The following is a 2,002-nucleotide window of genomic DNA, read 5'->3' on the forward strand; positions in this document are numbered from 1 at the left end:
GCCTTCCGTAAGGGCTGCACAAGTCGGTAGCGAACCGGAATGCCATGCCTTCAAGGCACGATGCGGACGGGAACGCCCTTGCTGGCCGGCGTCTTCGACTGCTCGTCGTGATACCACAGCGGCACCAACGGGTTGAGTTCGGGATAGTAGCCGGCAATGCAGCCGTCGGGCAGCCGGAACGGCGTCACCGTCAACCCTGCGACCCGCCGCGCCGCGCCATCCCCGGCATCGGTGACAAGTGCCACGACTTGCCCCGCCTCCAGTCCGGCGCGGGCGATGTCGTTTGGGTTGATCAGCACCACGTCGCGCGTGCCCTCGATGCCGCGCAAGCGGTCGGAAAGCCCGTAGATCGTGGTGTTGAACTGGTCGTTCGAGCGCAATGTCATCAGCCGGTACCGGCCCGGCGCTTCAGGCGCCCCCCAGGCGGTGAAAGTCTTGAGCACGGTGAATCCGGCCTTGCCGCTCTCGGTCTTCCACACCCGTTCGCGCGCCGAATTGCCGCGATAGAACCCTCCCGGGGTGAACACGCGCGCGTTGAAATCACGGAACTGATCGGGATAGGTCTGCTCGATCAGGTCACGAACCAGCGCGTAATCGCCGGTCCATTCATCCCAGCGCAATTTCGGGTTGGGCGCTAGAGCATGATGACGTTTCGTTGAAACGCCATCATGCTCTAAATATTCGTGCTCGTGCGATTTATTGACAAAAACCGGTTCCCACTTTTTGTCATCGCACTCTAGCGTCGCCTTGGCGATCCCGGCGACGATCGCGAGTTCGGAGCGCAGGTGTTCGCTAGCCGGGGTGTTCTTGCCGAGCGAGCCATGGATGCACGACAGCGAATCCTCCATCGTCACCTTCTGCGGGCCACTGGCCTGGATGTCCTCTTCCGAGCGTCCCAGACACGGCAGCAGGTAGGCGATCTCGCCATTGATCAGGTGGCTGCGGTTGAGCTTGGTTGCAATCTGCACGGTCAGCCGCATCGACTGCCAGGCCGCCTCCATCTTCGCACGATCGGGAATCGCGCGCACGAAATTGCCGCCGAGGCCGATGAAGCCGCGCACCGTGCCCGCGACGATGCCTTCGCAAGCCTTGACCGTGTTCATCCCCTCCTCGCGCGGGGGCTCGAAGCCGAACAGCTCCGCGATCTTGTCGAGCGGCACCAGCGAAGGTTTTTCGGAAATGCCGACCGTGCGCTGGCCCTGCACGTTCGAATGGCCACGCACCGGCGAGATGCCGGCGCCGTCGCGGCCGATGTTGCCCCGAAGCAGCCACAGGTTGGTCAGCGCCGCGAGGTTTTCGAATCCGTGGACCTGCTGGGTGAGGCCCATCCCGTACATCGCGATCGCACGATCCGCCTCGATGTAGATCTGCGCGGCCTGCGCGAGTTCTTCGCGCAAAAGGCCGCTCTCGCGTTCGATCTTCTCCCAGCTCGTCGCCTCGGCCTGGGCTTTCATCTGCGCGAACCCGGTGGTGTGCTGCTCGATGAAGTCGACGTCGAGCACGTGCAGCTTGTCCGCGGCCCATTTCGCTTCCTCGGCGGCGAGCACGTGCTTGACCATGCCGGTGATCGCGGCGATGTCGCCGCCAGTCTTGACCTGCAGATACAGCGTCGAGATCGGCGTTTCCGCCGGGGTCAGCATCTCCCTCGGGCTCTGCGGGTTCTTGAACACCTCCAGACCCTTTTCGCGCACCGGGTTGAAGGTGACGATCTTCACCCCACGCTTCACCGCTTCCTGGAGCGGGTGCAGCAGCCGCGGCGAGTTCGAGCCGGTGTTCTGGCCGAAGAAGAAGATCGCGTCGCACAAGTGCAGGTCGTCGAGCACGCAGGTGCCGACCGGGGAGCCGATCAGCCTCTTGAGCGCCACCGAGGTGGTTTCGTGGCACATGTTCGAACTGTCGGGCAGGTTGTTGTGGCCATAGGCACGCGCGAAAAGTGCATAGAGATAGCTGGTTTCGAGACTGGCGCGGCCGGAGGCATAGAAGATCGTCGCGCCGGGATCGA

Annotated in this window: 1 protein-coding gene; it reads right to left on the bottom strand. The window is 63.4% G+C overall.

All coding sequences use genetic code 11. From position 1 onward, the window contains the following. Positions 1 to 50: 50 nt before the first annotated feature. Positions 51 to 2,002 (bottom strand): molybdopterin-dependent oxidoreductase (locus AC1P6P_RS20535; RefSeq protein WP_481404312.1); only part of this gene is annotated, 1,952 nt, incomplete at its 5' end.

This window comes from Rhizomicrobium sp. (assembly GCF_056722145.1).